This window comes from Cobetia sp. 1CM21F (genome assembly GCF_023161745.1).
Lineage (GTDB): Bacteria > Pseudomonadota > Gammaproteobacteria > Pseudomonadales > Halomonadaceae > Cobetia > Cobetia amphilecti.
In genome coordinates, this window is sequence record NZ_JALNTQ010000005.1 from 18,904 (window position 1) to 45,900 (window position 26,997).

25 protein-coding genes are annotated in these 26,997 nt (G+C 64.6%); 18 read left to right on the forward strand and 7 right to left on the reverse strand.

From position 1 onward, the window contains the following. Nucleotides 1-972 carry a hypothetical protein gene (locus MSG32_RS14850; RefSeq protein ID WP_248380481.1) on the forward strand — a complete coding sequence of 324 codons (972 nt, stop codon included), beginning with the start codon at nt 1-3 and terminating at the stop codon, nt 970-972. After that, a complete protein-coding gene (locus tag MSG32_RS14855; protein ID WP_248380483.1) occupies nt 969-1,487 on the forward strand; it encodes a GNAT family N-acetyltransferase in 519 nt (172 codons plus the stop codon). Before MSG32_RS14850 ends, MSG32_RS14855 begins: the two co-directional genes overlap by 4 nt. Nucleotides 1,488-1,681: 194 nt before the next feature. On the opposite strand, the gene MSG32_RS14860 is transcribed toward MSG32_RS14855, so the two are convergent. Both MSG32_RS14860 and rsmD read right to left on the reverse strand, forming a co-directional pair. Further along, nucleotides 1,682-1,942 (reverse strand): cell division protein ZapB, encoded by a 261-nt coding sequence (locus MSG32_RS14860; protein ID WP_054556544.1) that lies wholly within the window; start codon nt 1,940-1,942, stop codon nt 1,682-1,684. 182 nt (nt 1,943-2,124) lie between these two features. Then, entirely contained in the window at nt 2,125-2,811 is a 687-nt protein-coding gene (gene rsmD, locus MSG32_RS14865; protein ID WP_248380485.1) for a 16S rRNA (guanine(966)-N(2))-methyltransferase RsmD, read from the reverse strand. A gap of 106 nt (nt 2,812-2,917) precedes the next feature. Here rsmD and ftsY point away from each other — a divergent pair, with 106 nt between their 5' ends. The 5 genes from ftsY to MSG32_RS18100 all read left to right on the forward strand — a co-directional run bounded on the left by ftsY (nt 2,918) and on the right by MSG32_RS18100 (nt 10,382). Further along, nucleotides 2,918-4,678: a signal recognition particle-docking protein FtsY gene (gene ftsY, locus MSG32_RS14870; protein WP_248380487.1), complete on the forward strand. Its 1,761-nt coding sequence runs from the start codon at nt 2,918-2,920 to the stop codon at nt 4,676-4,678. After that, complete coding sequence (ftsE, locus tag MSG32_RS14875; protein WP_248380489.1) at nt 4,675-5,343, forward strand: cell division ATP-binding protein FtsE; 669 nt, start codon at nt 4,675-4,677, stop codon at nt 5,341-5,343. Before ftsY ends, ftsE begins: the two co-directional genes overlap by 4 nt. Further along, complete coding sequence (ftsX, locus tag MSG32_RS14880; RefSeq protein ID WP_248380491.1) at nt 5,340-6,422, forward strand: permease-like cell division protein FtsX; 1,083 nt, start codon at nt 5,340-5,342, stop codon at nt 6,420-6,422. The genes ftsE and ftsX overlap by 4 nt, the downstream gene beginning before the upstream one ends. 258 nt (nt 6,423-6,680) lie before the next feature. Then, nucleotides 6,681-7,556 carry an RNA polymerase sigma factor RpoH gene (gene rpoH / locus MSG32_RS14885; RefSeq protein ID WP_043336284.1) on the forward strand — a complete coding sequence of 292 codons (876 nt, stop codon included), beginning with the start codon at nt 6,681-6,683 and terminating at the stop codon, nt 7,554-7,556. Nucleotides 7,557-7,751: 195 nt separating this feature from the next. Continuing rightward, nucleotides 7,752-10,382 carry a GGDEF domain-containing phosphodiesterase gene (locus MSG32_RS18100; RefSeq protein ID WP_248380493.1) on the forward strand — a complete coding sequence of 877 codons (2,631 nt, stop codon included), beginning with the start codon at nt 7,752-7,754 and terminating at the stop codon, nt 10,380-10,382. Between the two features lie 142 nt (nt 10,383-10,524). Here the strand turns inward: MSG32_RS18100 and slmA are convergent, their stop codons facing one another. The 5 genes from slmA to coaBC all read right to left on the reverse strand — a co-directional run bounded on the left by slmA (nt 10,525) and on the right by coaBC (nt 15,766). Further along, the gene (gene slmA, locus MSG32_RS14895; RefSeq protein ID WP_248380495.1) at nt 10,525-11,142 is read right to left on the reverse strand and encodes a nucleoid occlusion factor SlmA; all 618 of its coding nucleotides are present in this window, start codon (nt 11,140-11,142) and stop codon (nt 10,525-10,527) included. A 112-nt stretch (nt 11,143-11,254) separates the two neighbouring features. Further along, nucleotides 11,255-12,172, reverse strand: coding sequence for an acetylglutamate kinase (gene argB / locus MSG32_RS14900; RefSeq protein WP_043336279.1), 918 nt, complete (start codon nt 12,170-12,172; stop codon nt 11,255-11,257). Between the two features lie 231 nt (nt 12,173-12,403). Continuing rightward, on the reverse strand, nt 12,404-13,786 hold the full coding sequence (locus MSG32_RS14905) for a phosphomannomutase/phosphoglucomutase (RefSeq protein WP_054556539.1): 1,383 nt from the start codon (nt 13,784-13,786) through the stop codon (nt 12,404-12,406). A 171-nt stretch (nt 13,787-13,957) separates the two neighbouring features. Next, complete coding sequence (gene dut, locus MSG32_RS14910; RefSeq protein ID WP_107335897.1) at nt 13,958-14,416, reverse strand: dUTP diphosphatase; 459 nt, start codon at nt 14,414-14,416, stop codon at nt 13,958-13,960. After that, a complete protein-coding gene (coaBC, locus tag MSG32_RS14915) occupies nt 14,417-15,766 on the reverse strand; it encodes a bifunctional phosphopantothenoylcysteine decarboxylase/phosphopantothenate--cysteine ligase CoaBC (protein ID WP_248380498.1) in 1,350 nt (449 codons plus the stop codon). Nucleotides 15,767-16,066: 300 nt separating this feature from the next. Here coaBC and radC point away from each other — a divergent pair, with 300 nt between their 5' ends. The 11 genes from radC to MSG32_RS14970 all read left to right on the forward strand — a co-directional run bounded on the left by radC (nt 16,067) and on the right by MSG32_RS14970 (nt 26,997). Next, nucleotides 16,067-16,741, forward strand: a complete 675-nt coding sequence (gene radC, locus MSG32_RS14920; RefSeq protein ID WP_192839178.1) for a DNA repair protein RadC — start codon at nt 16,067-16,069, stop codon at nt 16,739-16,741. Between the two features lie 441 nt (nt 16,742-17,182). Further along, nucleotides 17,183-17,419, forward strand: a complete 237-nt coding sequence (rpmB, locus tag MSG32_RS14925; RefSeq protein ID WP_043336270.1) for a 50S ribosomal protein L28 — start codon at nt 17,183-17,185, stop codon at nt 17,417-17,419. Between the two features lie 92 nt (nt 17,420-17,511). Next, a complete protein-coding gene (rpmG, locus tag MSG32_RS14930) occupies nt 17,512-17,667 on the forward strand; it encodes a 50S ribosomal protein L33 (protein ID WP_016417370.1) in 156 nt (51 codons plus the stop codon). Between the two features lie 156 nt (nt 17,668-17,823). Next, nucleotides 17,824-18,639 (forward strand): bifunctional DNA-formamidopyrimidine glycosylase/DNA-(apurinic or apyrimidinic site) lyase, encoded by an 816-nt coding sequence (mutM, locus tag MSG32_RS14935; RefSeq protein ID WP_043336268.1) that lies wholly within the window; start codon nt 17,824-17,826, stop codon nt 18,637-18,639. Between the two features lie 130 nt (nt 18,640-18,769). Continuing rightward, complete coding sequence (locus MSG32_RS14940) at nt 18,770-19,960, forward strand: class I SAM-dependent rRNA methyltransferase (protein ID WP_043336266.1); 1,191 nt, start codon at nt 18,770-18,772, stop codon at nt 19,958-19,960. 228 nt (nt 19,961-20,188) lie between these two features. After that, entirely contained in the window at nt 20,189-20,545 is a 357-nt protein-coding gene (locus tag MSG32_RS14945; protein WP_213113571.1) for a DUF2007 domain-containing protein, read from the forward strand. Then, a complete protein-coding gene (locus tag MSG32_RS14950) occupies nt 20,542-21,048 on the forward strand; it encodes a thioesterase family protein (protein WP_248380500.1) in 507 nt (168 codons plus the stop codon). Before MSG32_RS14945 ends, MSG32_RS14950 begins: the two co-directional genes overlap by 4 nt. Nucleotides 21,049-21,191: 143 nt before the next feature. Then, the gene (ald, locus tag MSG32_RS14955; protein ID WP_248380502.1) at nt 21,192-22,313 is read left to right on the forward strand and encodes an alanine dehydrogenase; all 1,122 of its coding nucleotides are present in this window, start codon (nt 21,192-21,194) and stop codon (nt 22,311-22,313) included. A 185-nt stretch (nt 22,314-22,498) separates the two neighbouring features. Further along, complete coding sequence (locus MSG32_RS14960) at nt 22,499-23,512, forward strand: tryptophan--tRNA ligase (protein WP_043333050.1); 1,014 nt, start codon at nt 22,499-22,501, stop codon at nt 23,510-23,512. Between the two features lie 264 nt (nt 23,513-23,776). Then, entirely contained in the window at nt 23,777-25,006 is a 1,230-nt protein-coding gene (locus MSG32_RS14965) for a YeeE/YedE family protein (protein WP_348983985.1), read from the forward strand. A gap of 311 nt (nt 25,007-25,317) precedes the next feature. Then, on the forward strand, nt 25,318-26,997 hold the full coding sequence (locus tag MSG32_RS14970; RefSeq protein ID WP_248380506.1) for an NAD-dependent malic enzyme: 1,680 nt from the start codon (nt 25,318-25,320) through the stop codon (nt 26,995-26,997).

Genomic DNA, 26,997 nt, shown 5'->3' on the forward strand with positions numbered 1-26,997 from the left:
ATGACCCCTGAACCGCAACGCCTGCAATATCTGGACGCGATGGGACTGACCGCCTGGGTCGGTCGCTATCAGCTGCCCAATGCCTTGCCCACCCAGGCGTGTGACTGGCCCGAGCCGCAAGCGGCGGAGGCGGTCGCGCCTCAGGCGCGCCTGCACGCGCTGATCGATGAGGCGCCGCGTCCGCCTGCTGCCCACCAGACGGCGGATGCCAGTCATGGCTCCTCCGCTCAGGCTGGCGGCATGGCCGGCAGCGCGACGCCACGCCCGGCAGGGCCTTCTCCGGCCTCGAGTGCACGCGCCTTGCTGGGCATGGCGCCGGCGGCGGTCGAGGCCCCCGCTGCGGCTGCCTCACCGGCGCCCGGCGCTGCCGAGACCAGCAGCACCGCCTCGTGGGGGACGCCGCCGACGCAGGCCTCGGCCGAGGCGCCGGCAGCAGATGAGGCAGTGACACCGCCAGCGGCAGACAAGCCGCCACTGCGCTTCAGCGTTCAGCTGGCGGCGCTGGAAGGGCGCTGGTTGATCATGCTGCCCGGTGACGAGGCACCGCATCTGGAAGGGGAAGCCTTGCTCAAGGCGTTGTGGCGCGCCGCCGGCATCGAGGCAGCATCAGGGCTTTCCTTCAGTCATTTCCGCTGGCCGCTGTTGCCCAACCTCAAGGCCAGTGCGCCACTCGAGGAAGCCCGCGAAGGATTGCATGCCTTCCTGAGTGGCCCGGCGCGGCGCGGCTGGCAGCCGGAGCGGCTATTGATCTTCGGCAGCGATGAGGCCAGCGAGACGCTGCGCGAGGTGCTTGGCATCACCGCTTCCCAGCGCGGCGAGGCGACTTCAAGTCTGCTGAACCTGCCGGTCTGGCAGGGGCCGGCACTGCCGGCGCTGGCGCGCTCCAGTGAGGCCAAACGCAAACTGTGGCCGCTGTTGATCCGCTGGGGGCGCGAGTGGCAGTCGGCATCGCCGCAGACGGGCGCCTCATGAGCGAGTCAGCTGCCCGGCGCCTCGAGCTGCGTGAGCTGGCCGATGATCAAGCGACTCTGCTGGCGCTTGAGGCCATCGAGGCCAGCCAGGCACACGGCCTGAGCCAGTCACAGCTGGTCGATGTGCTCAACGATGACGCGCGCTGCGTGCTGGGCGCCTGGTGGCAGGCCTGTGAGTCGTCGGACGGTGAGTCGTCGGCCGCGGAGCTGATCGGCTTCGTGGTGCTGGCGCGCGGTCCCTTCGAGGCCGAGATCGAGGCGATCACCGTGCACGCTGCGCAGCGCGGGCAGGGCGTCGGTGCACGCCTTTTGGCCGCCGCCATCGCGCGGGCGCGTGACTGGCAGCGTGACTCGGGGCTTGAGCGTCTGCTGCTGGAGGTGCGCGCCAGCAATGCCGCCGCCGCAGCCCTCTATGCGAAGGCCGGTTTCACCCGGGATGGAGTGCGCAAGGGCTACTATCCGCTGGCGGATGGCGGGCGAGAAGATGCCTGGCTCATGTCGCTGCCGCTGGTGTGATCCTGGCCCTTCTGTCTTGGGTTCCGGCTATCTCCCTTGTGCTGGTGCCGACACGAAAACGCCGCCGACAGTCTCCTGTCGGCGGCGTTTTCATGAGGCCCTGTTCATGAACTCTTGTTCAAGCGCTCCTGTTCAAGAGCCATTGTTCAAGAGTGCATGTTCACGCGGCCCAGCGCGCAGGACGCGCGGGAGCATCAGGCGCTCTGGGTTTCACTCTCGGTCTCGCTGAAGCGTGCGACCAGCGCTTCCAGACGCTGTGCCCACTGGTCACGCTCTTCCTGCAGTTGAGCGTTGGTCTGGCGCAGCTGCTCCAGCTCTTCGCCCTGACCTGTCTTGGCTTCGGTCAGGCGCTGGTTCTCTTCCTTCAGCTCTTCGACTTCCATCTTCAGCATCTCGATGCTGTCGATGGCCTGGCCGACTTTCTGCTCAAGTTGGGTAAAGAGTTCGGTGCTCATGCTATCTCCTTGTCGAGTCACGGTCGTGGCCCGAGGGGGTTCGTTGAGGGCGGTAAAGGTATGCGGTAAATGCTGGTGCGATGAATATCGGCCATGTCGGGAATCCTTGCCGGATGGCGCAGCGATACCCGCCTGCAGGCAGACTACGACGCCGCCTGAGTCGACACAAGTGGGAAGGTGGCTCAGGCGGGCGGATGGCGCCGATACAGGCGGCCATGACTGTCGCCGGCGCGGCTTTCCCGGTGCAGCTGCCAGTTGGCGGGCACCACGGGGTCGAGTCCGGATTCCACTTCCAGATAGATCATGGCGTCATCGCTCAGCCAGCCATGCGCTTCGAGCAGTGCGCAGCTCGCGGCGGCCAGCTCGAGCCGGAAGGGCGGGTCGAGCAGCACCAGGTCCATGCCGCCCGCGGCGGGAGCGGCCGTCTCGAGCCAGTGCAGGACATCGCCGGTCACCACCTGTGTTGGCAGGCTGTCGCCGTTGGCGAGGGTCGCGAGATTGGCCTCGAGCGCACGCGCGACGCGGCTGTCGCGCTCCACGAAGGTGACGTGAGCCGCCTCACGCGACAGCGCCTCGAGACCCAGTGCGCCACTGCCGGCATAGAGGTCAAGCACACGGGCGCCGCCGACATGAAAGCCCAGCCAGTTGTAGAGCGTCTCACGCACGCGGTCGGGTGTCGGGCGCAGACCCGGTGCGTCGATCACGTTGAGCAGGCGGCGCTTGAAGCGCCCGCCGATGATGCGCAGGCGACCTGGCCCGCCGGCGGCCTGGCCACGCTTGCCGCTCTGCTTGCCGTGCTGTTTGTCAGCGCGCGAGGGCGCGTTGGATTTTCCCCGTGCGGGGCCTTGGGAGGATGCGCGTTTTTTCATGCCGCGAGTCTAGCATGTGCGACGCCGGATGCCGCGCGGTGCGTACCTTCAGCCCCGAAGGGATGGTAGGATGACGCCACTTTCACGAGTTCAGGACTGTCTCGCCATGTTCGGTTTTTTCAAGCGCAAGAAACACAAGGCTCAGGAGCAGAAAGCCTCCGAGCAGCAGGCCCTCGAGCAACAGGCTCTTGAACAGACACAAGACGCCACGCCCCACGAGCAAGCCGATGCCGAGCAGGCAGCGCGGCTCGAGGCGAAGCGTCTCGAGGCCGAGAAGGTAGAGGCAGAGCGCCTTGCCGGTGAAGAGGCCGCTCGGGTCGAGGCTCAGAAGGCTGAAGAACAGCAGGCTGAGGCTCAGAAGCTCGAAGAGCAGAAGGCCGAAGCTGAAGCCGAGCGCCGCGCCTCTGAACAGGCGGCTGCCGATCAGGCCGCCAAGGCCGAAGCCGAGCGCATCGCGCAGGAACGCGCAGCGCAGGAGCAGGCCGCTCAGGAACAGGCCGCCCGAGACGAAGCGGAGCGCATCGCCCAGGAGCAGGCCGCTGCAGAACGCGTCGCCGCCGAAAAGGCCGCCCGGGAAGAGGCGGAACGTCTGGCTGCCGAGCAGGCCGCCCAGGCAGAGGCCGAGCGTATCGCTGCCGAACAGGCCGCTCAGGCCCGTGCGGAAGAAGCCGCCAGTGAAGCGCGTGCCGAAGAGGCGCGTATCGCGGCTCGCGAGGAAGAAGAGCGTCAGGCCGCCGCGCAGCTGGCCGCCATCGAGGCCGAAGAGCAGGCCGCGCTGGAACAGGCTCGCCAGGAAGAGGAAGCACGTGCCGCCGAGGCTGCCGCCGCTGGCGCAGACGCCGTGGTCGAGGATGACGCTGCGCGTGACACGGCCCGTGATGGTCGGGAAAAGCCGCGTCGTGGCTTCTTCGCGCGCATCAAGGCCGGTCTTGGCAAGACACGCGCCAATCTGACCGAGGGCGTCGCCAGCCTGTTCCTCGGCAAGAAGCAGATCGATGATGAGCTGATGGAAGACCTCGAGACCCAGCTGCTGATGGCAGACGTGGGCATCGAGGCGACCACCGAGATCATCGACAACCTGACCGCGCGTATCTCGCGCAAGGAATTGAAGGAGCCGCAGGCGCTCTACGAAGCGCTGCAGGAAGAGCTGCGCGTGATGCTGGCGCCGGTCGCCAAGGATCTGGAGCTGCCGGCCAAGGGCAGCGGTCCCTTCGTGATCTTGATGATCGGCGTCAACGGCGTCGGCAAGACCACCACCATCGGCAAGCTGGCCAAGCGCTATCAGAGCCAGGGCCGCAGCGTGATGCTGGCGGCGGGCGATACCTTCCGTGCCGCGGCGGTAGAGCAGCTCAAGGTGTGGGGCGAGCGCAACAAGGTGCCGGTCATCGCTCAGCATACCGGCGCCGACAGTGCCTCGGTCATCTATGACGCCCTGGAAGCCGCCAAGGCGCGTAACGTCGATATCCTGATCGCCGATACCGCGGGCCGCCTGCACAACAAGAGCCACCTGATGGAAGAGCTCAAGAAGGTGCAGCGCGTGATGGCCAAGCTGGATGTGTCTGCGCCCCACGAGGTGATGCTGGTGCTGGATGCCGGTACCGGCCAGAACGCGCTGTCACAGGCCTCCACCTTCCATGAAGCGGTCAACATCACGGGCCTTACGCTGACCAAGCTGGATGGAACCGCCAAGGGCGGCATCATCTTCGCGCTGGCCAAGCAGCTCAATCTGCCGATCCGCTATATCGGTGTCGGGGAAGGTGTCGATGACCTGCGTCCCTTCGCGGCTGATGACTTCGTCAGTGCCCTGTTTGCACGTGCGGGCGATGAGGCAAGCGAAGAGGCCAACGCCGAGTCGCGCGAGGCATGATTGCCTTCGAGCATGTCGGCAAGCGCTATGGAGGGCGCTTCGATGCACTGGCCGGGCTCGACTTCAGGGTCGAGCGTGGCGAGATGGTCTTTCTGACAGGCCATTCCGGTGCCGGCAAGAGCTCGTTGCTCAAGCTGATCATGCTCCTCGAGCGCCCCTCGCGTGGGCGCATTCTGGTGGCGGGGCATGATATCGGGCGGCTGCATACCGCCCAGGTGCCGTATTACCGCCGCCAGATCGGCGTGGTCTTCCAGGACCACCAGCTGCTGACCGACCGCAACATCTTCCACAACGTGGCCCTGCCGCTGATGATCCAGGGGGTTCCGCCGCGTGAACAGGCGCGGCGGGTACGGGCGGCGCTCGACAAGGTCGGCCTTCTGCATCGTGAGAAGGCGCTGCCGATCGAGCTGTCCGGTGGTGAGCAGCAGCGGGTCGGCATCGCGCGCGCCGTGGTCAACAAGCCCGCGCTGCTGCTGGCCGATGAGCCGACCGGCAATCTGGACCCGGCACTGTCCGCCGACATCATGCGTCTGTTCGAGGACTTCAATCGCATCGGTACCACGGTGATGATTGCCAGTCACGATCTGGCGCTGATCGCCCGCCTGCACCATCGCACGCTGGAGCTGTCCGATGGTCGTCTGATCGCCGACAAGGATGCCCGATGAGCCCCCCGCGTTCCCGCAACGAGTTTCCCTCTTCTTCACGCGAGCGTGGCCAGTCCCGCGCCGAGACGCGTACCCGCAAGGCCGCCGCGCAGGCGCCTGAATCACCGGAGGCCGCCGAGCGTGCGGCGCGCAAGGGTGCGCGCTCCAGTCGTGTCTCGGTCGAGAGCCGCTACCGCAGCTGGCTGCGTCATCACGCTGCCATGGCGCGCGACAGCGCACGCCGCCTGCTGGTCGCGCCCATCGCCAGCCTGCTGACCATGCTGGCCATCGCCATCGCACTGACGTTGCCGGCGGCGCTGTGGCTGGCACTGGACAGCGCGCGCCTGCTCGACAATGAACTCAATGACAGCGCCCAGCTCACCCTCTATCTCGAGACCTCGGTCGACGAGAGCCAGGCGCTGACGCTGTCGGACTCGCTGCGCGACGCTGCCGGTGTCGGGGGAGTGCGGCTGATCACCGCCGCCGAGGGCATGCAGGAGTTCGCCCAGGCGCTGGACCTCAAGCGCTCGCTGAGTCTGCTGGATGATAACCCCCTGCCGGCCAGCATCGTCATCACGCCGCTGGACACCACGCCGGACTCCGTCCGCGCCCTGGCCACGCGCCTCGAGGGCGAGCCGGGTGTCGCCAGCGCACGTCTGGATCTGGCCTGGCTCGAGCGTCTGCGCCAATTGGGTGAGCTGGGTCAGAAAGTGACACTGGGACTCGCGTTACTCTTCGGGCTGGGCGTGTTGCTGGTGGTGGGCAATACCATTCGCCTGTCCGTGGAGAGTCGCCGCCAGGAGATCGAGGTCGTGACCCTGATCGGAGCGACCCACGCCTTCGTGCGGCGTCCCTTCCTCTACAGCGGTGCCTGGTACGGTCTGGGAGGAGGGCTGCTGGCCTGCGGAATCCTGGCACTTGGCGGCAACTGGCTGGCGGCACCCGTGACGGCCCTTGTACAAAGTTATGGCGGCAACTATGTGTTGCCCGCGCTGGGCGTTGCAGGGGGTGCCACGCTGCTGTTTTCGAGTACAATATTGGGCTGGATAGGGGCTTGGATCGCGGTCGGACGTCATCTGGCGAGTATTTCTCCGCGCTGATTCCGATTATTTTTCGCGGTTTTCAGCCAGTATTTCTGCCCAGGAAGGTCAAAAGTTACGTTCCGACAACATTCCTGTCGGGCGTCAGTGAAGGGGGCTGGTGGGTGGTTAAACGCACCACACACCCGACAGCGTTACGAAGTGCTACTCGTCATGACAATTGTACACGCCATGTACAGCTATTGACGGGAACCTGTCCCACCCTTCACAGTCTCACTACTTGCATGCGTGTTAGGCAACCATGGAGACATCTGCACTATGAGCACCAGTCTTCAGCCACTTGGCCACCTGTCACCGGGTCAAGATCTAAACGGCTATATTCAGTCGGTGAACCGTATCGCTGTGCTTACTGCCGAAGAAGAGCATGAGCTGGCCCTGCGGTTGCATGAAGAGAATCATCTGGAGTCGGCCCGCCGACTCGTCATGTCGCACCTGCGCTTCGTCGTGCATATCGCGCGCAGCTACAGCGGCTATGGCTTGCAGCAGGCGGACCTGATCCAGGAAGGTAACGTCGGCCTGATGAAGGCGGTCAAGCGTTTCGACCCGCATCAGGGCGTACGCCTCGTCTCCTTTGCCGTGCATTGGATCAAGGCCGAGATTCACGAGTTCGTGCTGCGCAACTGGCGCATCGTGAAGGTCGCGACCACCAAGGCTCAGCGCAAGCTGTTCTTCAACCTGCGTGGCGCCAAGAAGCGTCTTGCCTGGTTGAACAACGATGAAGTGGATGCCATCGCGGGCGATCTGGACGTCAAACCTGCCGTGGTGCGTGAGATGGAAAGCCGTCTCTCCGCCCACGATGCAGGCTTCGACGCCGGCCCCAGCGACGACGAGAGCTCTGCCTATCAGGCGCCGGCCAACTATCTGGAAGATCACAGCCTCGATCCGGCTGCCCAGGTGGAACAGCAGGACCTGGAAGACGACTCCCACGGTCGTCTGCTCAAGGCGCTGGCGGCACTGGATGAGCGCTCACGCGACATCCTCCAGCAGCGCTGGCTGAGCGACAACAAGTCGACTCTGCACGAGCTTGCTGACATCTATGGCGTCTCTGCCGAGCGTATCCGTCAGCTCGAGAAGAACGCGATGAAGAAGCTGCGTGAATCGATGGGTGACATGAGTGAAGGCTTCGCTGCCTGAGCTGGATGACCCCATGACATGAGCCCGCGATTTTCAGGCTCGCTGTCACGTGAAAATGCCCCGCCGGGTTTCCCGGCGGGGCATTTTCGTTGAGGGAGAGTGGATCCCGAGGAATCCGTCGTTATTGGTTGAACACTGCAACACAATGTTTCATTCTGTCACACTAAGACATGAAACATTTCTACTGGTGACCCCGTGGACCCGACTTCCTCGCACGTCAATGGCACACATTCGCTGTGGCGAATCTTTGGGCTCAATGCGGCCTTGATGGTGGTATTGGGTGGCCTGTTTCTGGCCAGCCAATGGTTTGATGTGCGTGAACAGGAAATGCGTCGCCTGGAGCTGCTGGATACCCAGCTGCATATCTCCACCGAGCAGCTGATCGCCAATGTCTCGCGCGAGATGATGGTGCTGGAGCGCGTGTTGAGCAGTGAAGGCAAGGAGCTGTGGCGTGGCTCGCTGGACAGCGCGCTGGGCCGCCATCCCTCTCTGGTCTCGCTGATGGTAGTGCCGTTTGCCGATTACCGCGGCAGCAGCCTGCGTCAGATCGGCGTGGGGCGCAGTTGCAGCTGGCAGCTGACCCAGCCGGAAGCCCAGGCGCTGCCCGGACGCAGCAGTCTGCTGTTCGGCTCCGCACTGCCGCTGGCCTCCGGTCAGCCGGGCTTGCCGTTCTACCGTCACATGGATATCGAAGGCATGTCCTGGCTGATGATCGGCTGCCTGGATTTCTCCGAGTCACGCAGCCTGCTGGCCAACCCGAATTCCGATGATGGGCAGCGCCTGCGCCTGTTTTCCACCAACGGTCTGCTGCTGTTCTCGAGCCCCCAGGAGCATGCGCTGGGCGTGACCGGCAAGCTGCCGCTGTCCTCGATGGCCAACATGGGCAAGTACATCTCCGAGCGTGGTGTGCGTCGCTATCATGTGCCGGGCTTTGACGGCCGGCCGCGCATGGCGGCGGGCAGCTATATCGCACCGCTCAAGCTGTTCAGCGTCGTGAGTCAGCCACTCTCCAGCCTGTGGTGGCTGTGGTGGAATCGTATCTGGTTCGGCATGCTGCTCGGCGGCATCTTCCTGGTCGTGCTGGTGGTCGTGGTGGCGCGTGCCGAGCGCAAGCGCGCTGAGCGCCACGATGAGCTGGAGGGCGCACTCGAGTCGATGACGGCGCGCTCTCGCACCCTGGTGACGCTGATGGATAACCTGCCGGGCGTGGTGTATCGCATCGAGGTCAACACCGGTGTGCTGACCTTCATCAGCAACGGCTCGGCCGAGCTGTTCGGTCGCTCGGCCGAATCACTGGTCGGCGCCGGCATCACCCTGACCGAGCTGATCCATCAGGAAGACCGCCAGTCCGTCAGCGCCGCTCGCCACTGGGCGATGTGCGCGCAGATGCGCCATGAGCAGGTCTTCCGCATCATCGCTGACCATGAGCGTTGGGTGCTGGACCGCAGCGTGATGATCGAGGGCGAGGATGGCGTGCGCTACTGGGAAGGCCTGCTGCTCGACATCAGTGCGCACAAGGAATCCGAGCGTCAGCTCGATTTCCTGGCGCGCCATGACGCCCTGACGGGGCTCTATAACCGCAAGGCCTTCATGGCGGCGGCCGACGAGCGCGTCGCGGCGGGTGGCTTGATGATCTACGCCGATATCGATCGTTTCTCGACCGTCAATGATGGTCTGGGCCATGAAGCCGGTGACCAGCTGCTGGTCGCGGTCGGCGAGCGTCTGCGTCGTCTGCTGCCACCGGGTGGTCTGGTGGCACGTCTGGGGGCCGATGAGTTCGGTCTCTACCTGCCGCATGGCAATGATGATCCGGCGCAGGTGGTGGAAGAGATCCAGCAGAAGGTCGAGCGTCCCTTCACGATTCTGGGGCGCCCGCTGATCGTCAGCCTGACCGCCGGCTACGTGCTGTCCGAGACCAATGGCGATGCCCAGGCGCTGATGCTGAATGCCGATGTGGCGCTCTATCACGCCAAGTCGCGCGGCGATCATGCGCTGCGCTGGGAGTCCTCGCTGGACAAGCATGTCGCCTCGCGCATGACGCTGGAGCAGGATCTGCGTCAGGCCATCGGCAGCGAGCAGCTCTATCTGCATTACCAGCCGCAGCTGGATAGCCACGGTGAGCTGCAGGGTGTCGAGGCGCTGCTGCGCTGGCAGCATCCGGAGCTGGGCATGATCTCGCCGGCCCAGTTCATTCCGCTGGCCGAAGAGACCGGTCTGATCTTCCGCCTCGGACGGTTCGTGCTCGAGGAAGCCTGTGCCCAGATGGTGCGCTGGCAGGAAGCCGGCCTTCACATGCCGCGCATGGCGGTCAATCTGTCGGCGCGCCAGCTGACCTCGGGCTACGAGAACGAAGTCTTCGGCGTGCTGGAAAGCCAGAAGCTGTCGCCGACGCGGCTGGAAGTCGAGGTGACCGAGACGCTGCTGATCCAGGACATGGAAGGGGGGCTTGCCGTGCTCGGCGCACTGCGCGAGCTGGGCGTGCGTGTGGCGCTGGATGACTTCGGGCAGGGCTATTCGTCGCTGTCCTATCTGTCCTCCCTGCCGCTGGATGTGCTCAAGGTCGACCGCAGCTTCGTGATGAAGATGGATGCGGTCGCCGGCTCTGATGGCGGTATCCGCTGCCCCAATCAGCAGGCCATCCAGCTGGTCGGCGCCGTGATCAGCCTGGGGCACTCGCTGGGCCATGAGATTGTCGCCGAAGGGGTCGAGACGGACGTGCAGTTCGAGGAGCTCAAGCGACTGGGCTGCGACACCTATCAGGGCTACCTGCTGGCGCGGCCGATGTCCGCCGAGGCCATACTGGAGCGCTTCAGCGTCAACGCCTGAGGCGCCGTCCGTGCAGTCCGACCCCATCCCACCCCACCCGGTGGTGACATGAGAAGGCCTGACCCACAAAAAACGCCCCGCCTGCAATGACTGCAGGCGGGGCGTTCGTCTTGGTGCGGCTCATGCGCGTGAGGCAAGACCCTCAGACGGCAATGCGTTCCTTACTGCTCAGCAGCAGATCGCGGCTCAGCAGCTGCCACTGGTCTTCCCAGTGCTCGGTCGGGCGCTTGCGATAGTCGCTGCGCACGTACTGACCGATACGGCCTTCCGCACACGCCAGCAGCAGATTGGCCGCTGCCGTGACGGTGATGGCCGGTCGCAGCCCTTCGCGAGGCTCGGCTTCGCGCAGCACCTGCTTGATCTGCGTCTCGAGACGCTCGAACAGCTGCGCCATGCGCGTGCGCAGGCGTGCCGTCTCGCCGGTGAGAGCATCACCATTGAGGAGGCGACACAGCCCCGGGTTCTTCTCGGCAAAGCCCAGCAGCAGGCTCAGGATGTGATGCACCCTGGCATGCGCGGTGTCGTTGTCCTGAATGATCAGCGCGATACGCTCGAACAGCGTGCTCTCGATGAATTCGATCAGTCCTTCGAACATGCGGGCCTTGCTGGGGAAGTGACGATAGAGCGCCGCTTCCGAGACACCGACCTGTCGTGCCAGTGCTGCAGTCGTGATGCGTTTGCCGCTGTCCTCTTCCAGCATCAGAGCGAGTGCCTGGAGGATCTGTTCGCGACGTGATTGTTTTGGATTCGCCTGCGTCATGGAATCTTGTCGTTTATCGCGGCCTGCAGCAGTGTGCTACGGGCGGGTCCGTGTCCTGAGGCATGTCGCTTGCCTCGCGCGAAACACCGGGGCCGAGCCCCGGCTTGTCACCTTACGCCTTGTCAGTGTCCGCTTCCGCGTTGCTGATCAACGTGCCGACCCCGGCATTGGTGAAGATTTCCAGCAGGGTCGCATGTGGCACGCGGCCATCGATGATGTGAGCACTGCGCACGCCTTGCTTCACGGCGTCCAGTGCACAGCTGATCTTGGGCAGCATGCCACCGTAGATGGTGCCATCCTCGATCAGGCCATCCACCGCCTCAGTGGTCAGGCCGGTCATGACTTCGCCTTGTGCGTTCATCAGGCCAGCCACGTTGGTCAGCAGCATCAATTTCTCCGCGCCCAGTGCCTCGGCGACCTTGCCGGCGACCAGGTCGGCATTGATATTGTAGCTGCGACCCTCGGCATCGACCCCGATGGGTGCGATGACGGGAATGAAATCGTTGCGTGTCAGCAGTTCGATCAGGTCCGTGGAGACATGCTCGACTTCACCGACATGACCAATGTCGATGATTTCAGAGGCATTCATGCCCGGCGTCTGGCCGCTGACCTTGAGCTGGCGGGCGCGAATCTGGCCGCTGTCCTTGCCGGTCAGGCCGATGGCCTTGCCGCCACTCTGGTTGATCAGGTTGACGATGCCCTTGTTGACCAGGCCGCCCAGCACCATCTCGACCACGTCCATGGTCTCGGAATCCGTGACGCGCATGCCATCGACGAAGCGCGATTCGATGTTCAGCTTCTCGAGCAGCGCGCCGATCTGCGGGCCGCCGCCATGCACGACCACCGGATTGATGCCGACTTCCTTCATCAACACCATGTCGCGAGCGAAGGAGTCGATCAAGGCTTCTTCGGTCATGGCGTTGCCGCCGTACTTGACCACCACGGTCTTGCCCGAGAACTGCTGGATATAGGGCAGGGCTTCGGACAGGACCTCGACCACCTGATGCGGGTCGCGGTTGGCGTGGCTCATCAGCGTATCACTCCACAGAAAATGGTCCGGAAAGAGAGTCCGGACACTGTCACTCGAAACGGTCTTTCAGCGCGCGCGGTGCGCGCTGTCATGCAAATCGGTTGCTTCAGGCACCTGATGCGCCCGGATGAGCGGCTGCAGTGCCTGGCAAGGCGAGGGCGGCGATCAAGCGGCAGACCGCCGCCCCCGTTGCGACTCATGCCATCCTGTCGATGGCGAGCGAGTGCGGGATCAGAACGGTGCCTGGATGCTCGGCTCGGCCTGCTTCAGCGCGGCGCGGAAGCTGTCCTTGATGCGCTCCAGTGCGGCTTCCGACTTGCCTTCGAAGCGCAGCACCAGCATCGGCGTGGTGTTGGACGCGCGGCACAGGCCCCAGCCATCGGCGTAGTCGACACGAATGCCGTCCAGCGTGGTCTTGACGCCGTCGCTGCCGAAGTCGCCTTCACTGGCCAGTCGCTCGACGATAGCGAACTTGTTCTCGTCGGTCACTTCCACATTGATCTCGGGGGTGCCGAGGTCCTGCGGGAAGCGGGCGAAGAAGGTGTCGGCATCGACATCCTGCTTGGCGAGGATTTCCAGCAGGCGCGCGGCGCCGTAGATGCCGTCATCGAAGCCGAACCAGCGCTCCTTGAAGAAGATGTGGCCGCTCATCTCGCCGGCCAGTGCTGCGCCGGTTTCCTTCATGCGTGCCTTGATCAGCGAGTGGCCGGTGCGCCACATTTCCGGCGTGCCGCCGGCTTTCTCGATCACGGTCGCCAGGTTGCCGGTGCACTTGACGTCGAAGATGATGCGCGCGCCCGGCACGCGTTCGATCAGGTCTTCCGACAGCGCCATCATCAGGCGGTCCGGGTAGAGGATCTCGCCCTTGGGCGTCACGACGCCGAGGCGGTCGCCGTCACCATCAAAGGCCAGACCGATGTCCGCGCCGGTTTCCTGCATGGTCTTGATCAGGTCCTGCAGGTTTTCCGGCTTGCCCGGATCCGGGTGGTGATTCGGGAAGTTGCCGTCGATCTCGTCGAACAGCGGCACGGTGTCGACGCCCAGGCGACGGATCAGCTCCGGGCCCAGCTCGCCGGCCACGCCGTTGCCGCAATCGACCACGGCCTTGAGCGGACGCTTGACGACCACATCACCGGTTATCTGCTCCAGATAGCGCTCACGCACGTCCTCTTCACGCAGGCTGCCTTCGCCTTGCGCCAGATCGCCTTCCTGCAGGCGACGATAGAGGTCGGTGATGGTGTCGCCGGACAGGGTCTCACCGGCCAGCACGATCTTCAGGCCGTTGTAGTTGGCCGGGTTGTGGCTGCCGGTCAGCATCACGCCGGAGCGGGTGCCTTCCAGGATATTGGTGGCGTAGTAGAGCACCGGTGTCGGCACCATGCCGATGTCGACGACATCACGGCCGGCATCGCGCAGACCCGCGATCAGCGCCTTGGACAGGCGCGGGCCGGAGAGACGGCCGTCACGCGCGACCACGACGGTGGATTCACCGCGTGCCGCGGCTTCGCTGCCGATGGATTGGCCGATGGCGCGCACGCCGTCTTCGGTGAGGGTCTCATCCACGATGCCACGGATATCGTAGGCGCGGAAAATTGAAGCGGGTACCTGACTCATGGTGCATCCCTGTCGGTTGAATCAATCGTGAAGTCGCTTGAGGCGTCATGCGTCTCGAACGCTATCGCTGCATGACGATCAGTGTGGAAACCTGCATGGCTTCCTTGTGACCGGAAGCCCGGCAGCCGGCGCGAGCTTGCCGCTCGGCTGCCCTCTGGCATGACGGGTCAATCAGTGGCGACCGGAGTGGCCGAAGCCGCCTTCGCCGCGCTGGCTGGCCTCGAATTCAGAGACTTCCACCAGCTCCGCCTGTACCACTGGCACTAGCACGTACTGTGCCAGACGCTCGCCGGGTTCCAGCACGAACTCGCTGTTGCCGCGGTTCCAGACCGAGATCATCAGTTCGCCCTGGTAGTCGGAGTCGATCAGGCCGACCAGATTGCCCAGCACGATGCCGTGTTTGTGCCCCAGACCGGAGCGCGGCAGGATCATGCCGGCCAGTGCGGGGTCGGCGATATGGATCGCCAGCCCGGTGCGCACCAGCTCACAGGCGCCCGGCGCCAGGGTCAGCGGCGCGTCGAGCAGTGCGCGCAGGTCCATGCCGGCGCTGCCGGGAGTTGCGTGATGCGGCAGCGGGTAATCGCGAACGCGCTCGTCGAGAATCTTGAGTTCGAGCCGGGGGCGGGTCATCTAAGGTGCTTCCTGATCGTCGGTGACAGTCGGTGTAACGGTCTGGATGGCAGGGTCGAGGCTGACCCTGTGCTGATGGAGTGCCAGGGCGCGCTTCAGAATCGCGCGCGCCAGTTCCGTCTTGGGACAGGCCGCGATGGCCTGTTCGTGTTGCGTGTTCGTGTTCTGATCGAGCGGCTGCCACAGCAGGGTGGCGGCATTGCTGTCGCTGCCGAAGCCAAGGCCCGGCGTGCTCACATCATTGGCGACGATCATGTCGAGCTGTTTACGTGCAAGCTTGTCGCGTGCATAGCGCAGCACATCGCGGGTCTCGGCGGCGAAGCCGATCACCAGTGGCGCCCGCTGACCGGCGGCGCGGCGTGCCTGCGTCTGGGCGGCGATACCGGCGATGATGTCCGGATTGCGGGTCAGCGTGACCTGCATCTGCTCCTCGCCCGACTGCTTCTTGAGCTTGTGGTCGGCGACCGTGGCCGGGCGGAAGTCGGCGACTGCCGCGCAGCCGATGAAGAGGTCGCTCTCGCTGGCGGCTGCCTCGGCGGCGGCCTGCATGTCCAGCGCGGATTCGACATCGATGCGCTCGACGCCGGCCGGGGTCGCCAGCGCCACCGGGCCACTGATCAGGCGCACGCTGGCACCCAGCGCCGCGGCCTCGGCGGCCAGCGCGTAGCCCATCTTGCCGGAGCTGTGATTGCTCAGATAGCGCACCGGGTCCAGCGGCTCGCGGGTCGGGCCGGCGGTGATGGTCACCGTCAGGCCTGCGGCCGGCAACGACATCTCATTGCCCTGGCGGCTGGGGTCGCTCTGGCTCATGAGATCTCTCAGCGCCGCGACGATCTCTTCCGGCTCCAGCATGCGGCCCGCGCCCACGTCGCCACAGGCCTGTTCGCCGCTGGCCGGGCCGAGCAGCGTCCAGCCATCGGCGGTGAGCTGGCGGGCGTTGCGCTGGGTGGCGGGGTGCGCCCACATGGCCTGATTCATCGCCGGGGCCATCACCCAGCGCGCGCTGTTGGCCAGGCACAGGGTAGTGAGCAGATCATCGGCATGCCCATGCACCAAGCGGGCCATCAGATCGGCGGTGGCAGGCGCGATCAGGATGACCTCTGCCCAGCGTGCCAGCTCGATATGCCCCATGCCGGCCTCGGCCTCGGGGTCCAGCAGGGAGGTGTGCACCGGATTGCCCGACAACGCCTGCAGGGTCAGCGGTGTAATGAAGGCTTGAGCCCCTTCGGTCATGGCGATGCGCACTTCACAGCCCGCCTTTTTCAACAGGCGGGTGATCAGAGCGGCCTTGTAGGCCGCGATGCCGCCACTGATGCCCAGCAGAATGCGCCGTCCGGCGAGTGAATGCATGGTGTGTCCTGCGTCCCTGATGCGTCGATTGCTACGCTCGCGCGTTTGCCCTCTACCATATCACCGTGATGCAACCTTGCGTAGCGCCGCTGGCCCGCGACGCCGAGTGTCGCCATGGTCCCTGCGAGTGCTCGCTTCATGGGGCGGGAGCTGTCATCAGGTGGCATGCAGGGGCCAGACGCAGGCCCTCGGGGCGGCAAGCGTTGATGCTCACAATGGCGAAAGAGGCGGCATCTGACCACGCTTCTCATGCTTTGGACTGTCAGCCATTCGGGGCGACAGGCGATGGGAGAAGAGTGCATGGGGATTCGAGAGTGGCCGGTCGGGGAGCGTCCGCGCGAGAAGCTGTTGTCGTCAGGGGCAGGGGCCTTGTCAGATGCCGAGTTGCTGGCCATCTTTCTGCGCGTGGGCATAAAAGGACGCTCGGCGGTGGATCTGGCGCGCGACCTGCTGAGCACCTTCGGCGGTCTCAGGCCGCTGCTGGAGGCGACCCAGCAGGACTTCTGCGCGGCGCGCGGACTGGGTGATGCCAAGTACGTGCAGCTGCAGGCTTCGCTGGAGCTGTCGCGTCGCCATCTGGAGAGCCTGTTGATGCGCGGGGCCGCCCTGACGTCGCCCCTGCTGGTGCGGCGCTATCTGTCCTCGCATCTGCGCGACCTGCCGCATGAGGTGTTCGCCGCGCTGTTTCTCGACAGCCAGCATCGCGTCATCCGCTTCGAGACACTCTTCACCGGCACGCTGGATGCCGCTGCCGTCTACCCGCGCGAGGTGGTCAAGCGGGCGCTGGCGCTCAATGCCGGCGCCCTGATTCTGGCCCACAACCATCCCTCCGGCGTCGCGGAGCCCAGCGAGGCTGACCGACGCATCACGCAGCGCCTGGAGGAGGCGCTGGGGCTTTTCGATATTCGCGTGCTGGATCACTTCGTGGTCGGAGATGGCGAGGTGGTCTCGTTTGCCGAGCGTGGCTGGCTCTAGTTGGGGCGTCGAGGAGGCTGAGCCGCTGAGTGCCCGATGACGGTACAGCCCCCGCCAGATGCGGTCGCCGCTGGCGTGAGAAATGCGCAGGGATTGCAAACCAGGGCACTGGTTGTGGTAATGTTGCGCCTCCCGTATCACCCACCACAGAATTCGCGACCACTCTGGCCGACATTGGCTGAGTGAAGCGTTTGGCTGAGAAGCGTCTGTACCGATGTGACACGTCGGGCATGGGCGTGCTGGCGAAAAAAATCCGTATAGGACGTGCTTTCACGTTCCTCTTCGGGTAAAATGCTGCGCCTGCACGTTCCAGCACCCGAAAGCTTGTCTTCCGGAACGGACGTAAACACTTTGAAATCAGGGCATGAGGCGGCGCCTGCCACTTCCGGTTTGCCCGACAGGTTTTGAACAACTTAGCCAACGCAGCGGTTGGAGGCTCCAATGTCCAAAGTATGTCAGGTTACCGGCAAGCGCCCGGTGACTGGTAACAATGTTTCTCACTCCCAGCGCAAGACTCGTCGCCGGTTCCTGCCGAACCTGCACACCCACCGTTTCTGGGTTGAATCCCAGCAGCGCTTCGTCAAGCTGCGCGTCTCTACCAAGGGCATGCGCATCATCGACAAGAAGGGTATCGACGAAGTCCTCAAGGACCTCACTGCACGTGGCGAGCGCTTCTAAACACTAGAAGACAGCCCCTGTAGCAATGGCAACCGAGCCGAGGGCAGTGCTCTCAATCGTTCGGTGAATGCGACTGTGGAAGGAAACTGAAAATGCGTGACAAGATCAAGTTGGTGTCAAGTGCCGGTACTGGCCACTTCTACACCACCGACAAGAACAAGCGTAACACTCCGGACAAGCTTGAATTCAAGAAGTACGATCCGGTTGTTCGCAAGCACGTGATGTACAAGGAAGCCAAGATCAAGTGATCTTGTCTCCCGCCAGCGTGCTGTCGGAACCCTCGAAAACCCGGTCCTGACCGGGTTTTCGAGTATCTGGATGTCGCTGTTCTGGGCATCCTGCAACAGGGTGGCGGCTTCTGTCGTCACCCTGTTGTGCGTCTGGCGGTCAGTCGAGGAGAGAACATGCCCGAATTACCGGAAGTCGAGACGACCCGTCGCGGTATCGCGCCGCTGGTCGAGGGCCAGGAGGTCACCGAGGTGATCGTGCGTCAGCCGCGTCTGCGCACCCCTGTACCCGGCGAGCTCGCCGAATGGCTGGTGGGTCAGCGTTTCGGCACGCTTGCGCGTCGCGCCAAGTACCTGCTGTTGCCGATCGCCGATGGCCATCTGCTCTGGCACCTGGGCATGTCCGGTAGCCTCAGGCTGGTGCCCATCGGCACGCCGCCACGCACGCATGATCATGTCGATGTCGTGCTCGGCAACGGCCATGTGCTGCGCTATCACGATCCACGTCGCTTCGGCTTCGTCGACTTCGTGCGCGGTGACCCGCATGCCGATACGCGCCTGGCGCGACTCGGGCCGGAGCCGTTGTCCGATGCCTTCAATGGCGAGCACCTCTTTGCGCGCTCCCGCAAGCGCCGCGTGGCGATCAAGCCGTTTCTGATGGACAACGCCAATGTGGTGGGCGTGGGCAATATCTACGCCAGCGAGGCACTGTTCATGGCCGGTGTCGACCCGCGCCGTCCTGCCGGTGAAGTGACGCGCGAGGAGTGCGAGCGCCTCGCCAACGCCGCCAGCAGCGTGCTGGCCGCGGCGATCGCCCAGGGCGGCACCACGCTGCGTGACTTCGTCGGCGGAGATGGCAAGCCGGGCTACTTCGCGCAGAGCCTCAACGTCTACGGGCGGGGTGGCGAGCCATGCCGCGAATGCGGCCACGAGATCATGAGTCTGGTGTTGGGCCAGCGCGCCAGCTGCTTCTGCCCGTATTGTCAGCGCTAGCGGCGAGCCGCATCAGACCACTGCTTGACCGGGGGCTCCGTGACCGGGGCCGCCATGACGACTAGAATAGGCCCGTTCGGGCGCGTCCTGTCGTCGTCCTGTCCCTTCCTCTGCTTTCTGGATATTTCCCGTGACTGAACGTCTGCGCCTGAAGAAGAATGCTGATCGCCGCCTCAAGGCCGGCCATCTGTGGCTGTACTCCAATGAAGTCGATACCGTCGCGACGCCGCTCAAGAACTTCGAGCCGGGCGCCCAGGCCATCATCGAGGCCAGCAATGGTCGTGCGATGGGTGTTGCCTACGTCAACCCGAACTCGCTGATCTGCGCGCGCATCGTGTCGCGCAACCCGGAACAGCGTCTGGATCGCTCGCTGCTGGTGCACCGCTTCAACCAAGCGCTGTCGCTGCGCGAGAGCCTCTATGACAAGCCGTTCTATCGTCTGGTCCACGGCGAAGGCGACCTGCTGCCGGGGCTGATCGTCGATCGCTTCGGCGACGTGCTGGTTTGTCAGCTCAACACCTTCGGCATGGAGCGTCTGGCGGAAGTGATCGTCGATGCGCTGCTCAAGGTCGTCAAGCCGACTGCCATCGTGTTCAAGAACGATTCCAGCGGTCGCCGCCAGGAACAGCTCGAGCGCAACGTCGAAGTCGTCTACGGCGAGCTGCCGGAAAGCGTGCTGCTGGAGGAGAACGGTGTCCAGTTCACGGCGCCGGTACTCGATGGCCAGAAGACCGGCTGGTTCTACGACCACCGCGCCAACCGTGCCTGGTTGAACCGTCAGGTCGAAGGCAAGCGCGTGCTGGATCTGTTCAGCTACGTCGGTGGCTGGGGCGTGCAGGCGGCGGCGCATGGCGCCAGCGAAGTGCTGTGTGTCGATGCTTCCGGCGCGGCACTCGAGCGTGTCTCGGGCAATGCCGTGCTCAATGGTGTCGAGGATCGCGTCTCCATCGCGGAATCGGATGTCTTCGAGGCCCTCTCGGCCCTGCGTGCGGAAGGCGAGCAGTTCGACGTCATCATCGCGGATCCGCCCGCCTTCATCCGCAAGCGCAAGGACATCACCAACGGCGAGCGCGCCTATGCACGCCTCAACCGTGAAGCCATGCGTCTGCTGGGTCGTGACGGTCTGCTGATGTCCGGCTCCTGCTCCATGCATCTGGCGCCGGAGCGCCTGATGGATGTGGTGCGTGGCGCCGTGCGTCACCAGGACCGCCATGGTCAGGTCATCTTCCAGGGTCATCAGGCCAGTGACCACCCGGTGCACCCGTCCATCCCCGAGACGTCCTACCTCAAGGCCCTCGGTGTGCGCGTCTATCGCGACTGATGACGCCTGACGGCTATCAGGACTGATGGCTGTGCCATTCGGCATCGACGACAACGCCGCCCTTCGGGGCGGCGTTGTCGTCTGTGGCTTGTGAGTCGTCTGTGGCTTGTGAGTCGTCTGTGGCTTGTGAGTCGTCTGTGGCTTGTGAGTCGTCTGTGGCTTGCCTATCGACTTCAGCTCGCTTTTGGCTAATCGTCCATGGCTCATGGACTCTGATAGTCTGACGGCATGTATAGACGACTGACATCTCATCACAATCTCGTGCTGCTCGATCACTGGCGCAACCTGCTGGAAAGCGAGGGCATCCCCTGTGAGCTGCGCAATCGCCTGCTCGGCTCGGCCGCGGGCGAGCTGCCCGTGCTCGACTGCGAGCCCCAGCTGTGGGTGGCAGAGCATGACCTTGCGCATGCCCGCCGCCTGCTGGCGAGTATCGAGGCCGCGCCGGCCCTGCCGGATTGGCAGTGTGCCTGTGGCGAACGTCTCGAGGGCAGCTTCAGCGAGTGCTGGGCGTGTGGGGCAAGCGCGCCGCAGCAGCCCGCGCCACAGGCGCGTCCGCGCGATGAGGACCCGGAGTTCGTGGCATGAGCAAAGGCACCCCGAAGGCGAGTGACGCGCCGCCGTTGACGCAAGATTCCCCCGGCTGGGCGTTGCCACGCCCGTTCCTGTTGCCGATCAGCGTGAAGAAGAAGGCACTGGATGGTTATGGTCACGTCAACAATGCCGAGTATGTGCGCTGGCTGGAGGACATCAGCTGGGCACACTCCGAAGCGTTGGGGCTTGGCCTGACGCACTACCGTGAGCAGGACCGCGGCATGGCGGTCCACCGTCACGAGATCGACTATCTGGCCAGTGCGCGACTTGGCGATTCACTGATGCTGGCGACCTGGCTGGTGGATTGCGATGGTCGCCTGAGTCTGACGCGTCGCTTCCAGTTGCGCCGGTGCTCGGATGGCCAGACGCTGCTGGAGGCGCGCACGCGCTTTGTCTGCATCGAGCTCTCGAGTGGACGGGCCCGGCGCATGCCCGGCGCCTATCGTGAATGCTATTCGGCGGCGCTGGTGAGTGAGGAAACTGCCAGTCAGCGATGATTCCTCGCATTCCACTGCATCATTGGTGTGTTTTGGTGAATCTTGCTGGTATCTGATTGGCGAGACGCTGACGAGTCTGCTGTGCTTGTAGCAGGCGTCGTGATGACGTCAGTGTATTCCGCCAGCAGTGCAAGGAGTCCGCCATGCAGATCGCCGTGCCGAAGGAAATCAAGAACCACGAGTATCGCGTCGCCCTCACGCCTGCCGGTGTGCGTGAGCTGATCGCCCAGGGACATGAGGTGATCGTCGAGTCTGGTGCCGGGGAGGGCAGTGGCTACCCCGATGTCGAATATCAGGGCGTGGGCGCGCGTCTCGAGTCGGACGTCGAGCGGGTCTTTCGCGACGCCGAGCTGATTCTCAAGGTCAAGGAGCCGCAGCCGGCCGAGGTCGCGCGGCTCACCCGCGGTCAGACCCTGTTCACCTATCTGCATCTGGCCGCCGCTCGTGAGCTGACCGAGAGCCTGCTGGAGAGCGGCGTGACGGCCATCGCCTACGAGACCATCACGGATGCCGACGGTGGCCTGCCGCTGCTGGCACCCATGAGTCGCGTCGCCGGGCGCATGGCGATCCAGGCCGGCGCACACGCGCTGGAGAAGGCGCAGGGCGGTATGGGCGTGCTGTTGCCCGGCGTGCCCGGCGTGCCGCCGGCGCGGGTCACGGTGATCGGCGGTGGCGTGGTGGGGGAGAACGCCGCGCGCATGGCGTTGGGGTTGGGCGCCGAGGTGGTGATTCTCGATACTTCACTGGCGCGCCTCGAGACGCTGGATCATCGCTATCAGGGCCAGATTCGTACCGTCTATTCGACCTCCGAGGCGCTGGAGGAAGCGGTGCGGCAATCGGCGTTGATCATCGGTGCCGTGCTGGTGCCCGGGGCGGCGGCCCCCAAGCTGATTCGCCGCGAGCATCTGCGCAAGATGACGCCGGGCGCCGTGCTGGTGGATGTCGCCATCGATCAGGGCGGCTGCTTCGAGACCAGTCAGGCGACCACCCACGCCGAGCCGACCTACGTGGTGGATGGCATCGTGCATTACTGCGTGGCCAACATGCCCGGCGCGGTGGCACGTACCTCGACCCAGGCGCTGACCAGTGCGACGCTGCCGTATATCGTGCGCCTCGCCAATGGCGGCTATCGCGAGGTGCTGAGCCGGGACAGCCACTTTGCCGCGGGCCTCAATGTGCACGCGGGGCAATTGATCCTGCCGGAAGTCGGCGAGGCCTTCGACATGCCGGTCACCGCGCTCGCCGAGGCACTGGCGAAGGGGTGAGCCGGGCGCGCCGGCCCTTACGAAGGCTGCACGCCTCAGGGTAAGATGTGGGACATATAGCGACAGGTCATGGTGGCTGCGTTCGAGGACTTCGAGCGGCGCTGCCGCGACCTGTCGCGATCCATTGTGAGCGAGTGCAGCCCCGCGGCACGACCTCCCGACCCAGACGCCCAAGAAGTGCATCCATGACCAAGACCCGCGTTCTTACCGGCATCACGACCACCGGCACCCCTCATCTCGGCAACTATGTCGGCGCCATCAAGCCTGCCATCGAAGCCAGTCAGGACCCGACGGTCCAGTCCTTCTACTTCCTCGCCGACTTCCACGCCCTGATCAAGTGTCAGGACCCGAAGCGCGTGCAGGAGTCGCGTCGTGAGATCGCCGCCACCTGGCTGGCACTGGGCCTGGACACCGACAACGCCATCTTCTATCGCCAGTCGGACGTGCCGGAAATCCCGGAGCTGATGTGGCTGCTCAACTGCGTGTGCGCCAAGGGCTTGATGAACCGTGCGCATGCCTACAAGGGCGCCGTGGCCGAGAATGAAGAGAGCGGCATCGAGGATCTCGATCGCGGTATCAGCATGGGCCTGTTCAGCTATCCGGTGCTGATGGCGGCGGACATCCTGATGTTCAATGCGCACAAGGTGCCGGTGGGGCGTGACCAGATCCAGCATATCGAGATGGCGCGCGACATGGCCGGACGCTTCAACCACCTCTTCAAGGGCAACTACTTCACCATGCCCGAGGCGGTGACCGACGAGAAATCCCAGCTGCTGCTGGGCCTCGACGGTCGCAAGATGTCCAAGAGCTACAACAACACCATCCCGCTGTTCGGCACCGAGAAGCAGCTGCTCAAGAGCGTGCGCAAGATCAAGACCAACTCGCTGGAGCCGGGCGAGCCGAAGGACCCGGATACCTGTTCGCTGTTCCAGATCTATTCGGCCTTCGCCACCGAGGCGGAAGTCGCCGCCATGCGTGAGCAGTACGCCGCCGGCATCGGCTGGGGCGACGCCAAGAACCAGCTGTTCGAATACCTGAATGATCACCTCAAGGCGCCGCGCGAGCGTTACGTCGAGCTGATGGAGGACCCGGCGCATGTCGAGGCGATCCTCAAGCGTGGCGCCGAGCGGGCCCGCGAAGAGGCCGCACCGATGATGGAGCGCCTGCGTCGCGCCGTCGGCCTGGGCAACTTCCTCTAGATCGCCCGTCCACGCTGCTAGATCGGCCCCCGTCATCTTCCCGGATGGCGGGGGTTTCTGTTGCTGGCACCGTCGTTTCAGAGGGTGGCGTCATCGGGGCTGACGGGCTGATGGCACCCGGGGCGTGATGTCAGGCATATACCTGCGGGGAATGAAAAGCGTGCTGGAAATTCATTCACAGCTATAAAGCGACGCGTTAGGCTTGCCGCATAAAAGCTTCAAGCATGCTGAATACACAAGGGGTACGACATGAGTCAACACGCGATGCCGGGCAAGGCCAGTGAGCCTGCCCAGCCATCTAGCACCATCAACCCTCGCGCCGTCTGGGCGGGTGGGCTGCTGGTCATTGCCTCAGTGCTGCTGAGCCTGGTCGCCGGCTGGCGCCAGGGCCTGCTGCTGCTGATCGGCGGCGCGCTGGGCGTGGTGCTATACCACGCGGCCTTCGGCTTCACCTCCGCCTGGCGAGTGTTCATCACCGAGCGTCGTGGCCGCGGCCTGCGCGCGCAGATGCTGATGCTGGCGATTGCCGTGGTGCTGTTCTTCCCGGTATTGGCAGCAGGCAGCCTGTGGGGGCAGGACGTCTCCGGCTTCGTCTCGCCGCTGGGCACCTCCGTCGTGGTCGGCGCCTTCCTGTTCGGTCTCGGCATGCAGCTGGGCGGCGGTTGCGCCTCGGGCACGCTGTTCACCGTCGGCGGCGGCAATGCGCGCATGGTGATCACCCTGATCTTCTTCTGCGTCGGCTCGGTGATCGGCACCGCGCACTTCAGCTGGTGGCAGAGCCTGCCGTCGCTGCCCGCCGTCTCGCTGGTGGACAGCTTCGGTGCGCTGGGCGGCATCATCGTCAGCCTGGCGCTGTTCGCCATCATCGTGCTGGTGACACGCACGCTGGAGAAGCGTCGCCACGGTGAGCTCGAGAAGGCCGCCGTGACCGACAGCCAGCCGCGCGGCCTGTCACGTTTCCTGCGCGGCCCCTGGCCGCTGCTGGCGGGCGCCGTGGCGCTGGCGCTGCTCAACTTCGCCACCCTGGCGCTGGCCGGGCGTCCGTGGGGCATCACCTCGGCCTTCGCGCTGTGGGGCACCAAGGTCTACACCACGCTGGGCTTCGATGTCAGTGACTGGGGTTACTGGCAGGCGGCGGGCAATGCCAAGGCACTGGCGGCACCGCTCTACACGGACATCACCACGGTGATGAACATCGGCATCGTGGTCGGGGCGCTGGCGGCAGCGCTGCTGGCCGGCAAGTTCGCGCCGAAGTGGAACATTCCGCTGCGCTCGCTGGTGGCTGCCGTGCTGGGTGGTCTGCTGCTGGGTTACGGCGCGCGCCTGGCCTTCGGCTGCAACATCGGCGCCTACTTCGGCGGCATCTCCTCTGGCAGCCTGCATGGCTGGCTGTGGCTGGTGATGGCCTTTGTCGGCAACATGCTGGGCGTGAAGCTACGTCCCTTCTTTGCCCTTGCGCCGCGCAAGCCGGCATCGCGTGCCGATCTGGCCTGAGCCATACCCCGCACGTGACCGCGAACGCCTCGCTCCTTCCCCGTCAGGGGGATGAGCGAGGCGTTTCTCGTCATGCAGTACCCTTGTCTGCGCAACGCATGCCGACCTTGCACAGGCTGCCGGAGATAGCACTGCGCGTGCTATCATCATGCCTTGTTCGCACGTGGAAACTGCACGTCGAAAGGTCCCTCGGACGCCCGGTTGCCAGCAGGTCTTCTGCGGTGCTTCAGCGGGCATGCTGCGCTTGTCTGCCGGCATGCCGAGAAGCTTGCCGAGCGTGAGGTCGTCCCCACTGATTCAAGAGTCTCGCCATGACGGATACTTCCAAGCGCGCCCTGTACGTTCCTTACGCCGGCCCGAGCCTGCTCGAGATGCCGCTGCTCAACAAGGGCAGCGCCTTCAGCCTAGAGGAGCGTGTCAGCTTCAATCTGATGGGCTTGCTGCCGCAGAATGTCGAGAGCATCGAAGAGCAGGTCGCGCGCGTCTACAGCCAGTATCAGCAGTGCGCCACCGACCTCGACAAGCACATCCTGTTGCGCTCGGTGCAGGACGACAACGAGACCCTGTTCTTCCGCGTGATCGAGGAACACCTCGAGGAGATGATGCCGATCATCTACACCCCGACCGTCGGTCAGGCGTGCGAGGAGTTCTCCAACATCTACCGCAACCACCGCGGCCTGTTCATCTCCTACCCGGACCGCGAGCACATGGATGACATCCTGCGCTCCGCGACCAAGGACAACGTCAAGGTCATCGTCGTCACCGATGGCGAGCGTATCCTGGGGCTGGGCGATCAGGGCATCGGCGGCATGGGCATCCCCATCGGCAAGCTGTCGCTGTACACCGCCTGTGGCGGCATCAGCCCGGCCTACACCCTGCCGATCTCGCTGGACCTGGGCACCAACAACCAGAAACTGCTCGACGACCCGCGCTACATGGGCTGGCGTCACGAGCGCGTCACCGGTGATGACTACAACGCCTTCGTGGCCGAGTTCATCACTGCCGTGAAGCGTCGTTGGCCGAAGGCCATGATCCAGTTCGAGGACTTCGCGCAGGCCAACGCCATGCCGCTGCTCGAGCGTTACCGCGATGAAGTCTGCTGCTTCAATGACGACATCCAGGGCACCGCCTCCGTCGTGGTCGCGACCCTGATGGCGGCCTGCAAGGCCAAGGGCGAGAAGCTCTCCGACCAGCGCGTCACCTTCCTGGGTGCCGGTAGCGCAGGTTGCGGTATCGCCGAGATGATCGTGGTGGCGATGGTCAAGGAAGGCATGGATGAGGCAGAGGCCCGCAAGCGCGTCTTCATGGTCGATCGCTTCGGTCTGCTGACCAGCGACATGGAAGGCCTCTACGACTTCCAGAGCCGTCTGGCCCACGATGCTGAAAGCGTGGCCGACTTCGGTGACCGCGGCCTGCTGGATGTGGTCAAGGCTGCCAAGCCGAGCGTGCTGATCGGAGTGTCCGGCCAGCGTGGCCTGTTCAGCGAAGACGTGATCCGTGCCGTGCAGGCCGGCTGCGAGAGCCCGCTGGTGATGCCGCTGTCCAACCCGACCTCACGCGTCGAGGCGACACCGGCGGAAGTCATCGAGTGGACCGACGGCAAGGCGCTGGTCGCCACCGGCAGCCCGTTCGCGCCGGTCGAGCACAACGGCCACACCCACGCGATCGCCCAGTGCAACAACGCCTACATCTTTCCGGGCATCGGACTGGGTGTGCTGGCGTCCAACGCCTCGCGCATCACCGACAACATGCTGATGGCCGCCGCCAATGCGCTGGCCAACAACGCCCCCATCGTCCTGAAGGGCGAGGGTGCGCTGCTGCCGTCACTGGGCGACATCCAGGACATCAGCCGTCAGATCGCCTTCGACGTGGCGCGTCAGGCTCAGACCGATGGCGTGGCGCTGACCTCCAGCGACGAGATCATCCAGGCCAATATCGAGAAGAACTTCTGGCAGCCGCGTTACCGCGCCTACCGTCGCAAGGCGTTCTGA